Below are 823 nucleotides of genomic sequence, written 5' to 3'. Positions count from 1 at the left end.
GCCCGCCGCGCCGCCGTCGACGGCGACCGGACCGACCGGATCCCGCAGGTGGTCGATCTCGGCCGTGATCTCCGCCGCGAGCCGTCGCGCGTCGGCCGCCGTGCCGCCGGCCCGTCCCACCGCGAGCCCCAGCAGGAACGTGGTCAGGGGCGCGGCGGGCCGGGCGATGCCGTGGGCGGCGTCGCGCGCGAGGTCCAGCACGAGCGCCACCTCGACCTCCTGCGCGGGCAGCTCGAGGAGCGCGGCGACCCGGTCGACCCAGGCGTCGAGCACGGCGGGGGAGGTGTCAGCGGGCATCGGGGATCCTGTCGTCGGGGAGGCGGAGACGGTGGGCGCGCGCGTCGTCGGGGGTGTCCACGTCGGCGCAGAGCCGGGCGGGCAGGTCGGCATGGGCGACGCGGTCCGCGCCGAGGGCGTCGAGGACGCGACGGAGCGCGACGCCGTCGACGCCCGTCGCGCGGTCGATCGCCTCGAGCGCCGCCACGAGCGGAGCGGCCCGGTACAGGGCGAGGAGCGGCTGCGCGCGCCCGTCCGGATCGCGCGCGACGATGACGTCCCGGCCGTCGGCGAGGCCGGCGTCCTGCCGCAGCGGGAGGAGGGCGCGCACCGCGTCGGGAGCATCCGCGAGGTCGGCGGCGAGCACGAGGACCCACTCCGGGAGCGCGTCCGGGTCGAGGGCGCCCACGCCCGCGGCGAGGGCGGCGGTCGGTCCGCCGTGCGCGGGGACCTCGTCCACCAGTCGCACGGATCCCGCCCGTCGCCATGCGCCGTCCGTGCGGCCGCCCGGCCGGTTGCCGGTCCCGACCACGACGACGCGGGCGCA

Annotated in this window: 2 protein-coding genes; both read right to left on the bottom strand. The window is 79.6% G+C overall.

The genetic code is table 11. The features are described 5' to 3' along the window. Positions 1–297 (bottom strand): DUF6457 domain-containing protein (locus Q6969_RS16025; RefSeq protein ID WP_317231326.1); only part of this gene is annotated, 297 nt, incomplete at its 3' end. Continuing rightward, a partial coding sequence (locus Q6969_RS16020; RefSeq protein WP_317231325.1) for an NTP transferase domain-containing protein occupies positions 287–823 on the bottom strand: 537 nt, incomplete at its 5' end. The genes Q6969_RS16020 and Q6969_RS16025, both read right to left, overlap by 11 nt.

The sequence above is a fragment of the Clavibacter sp. MX14-G9D genome, from assembly GCF_032917815.1.
GTDB lineage: Bacteria > Actinomycetota > Actinomycetes > Actinomycetales > Microbacteriaceae > Clavibacter > Clavibacter michiganensis_K.
Note: the sequence above shows the minus strand (reverse complement) of the source record. Positions and strands in the feature narration are given on the sequence as shown.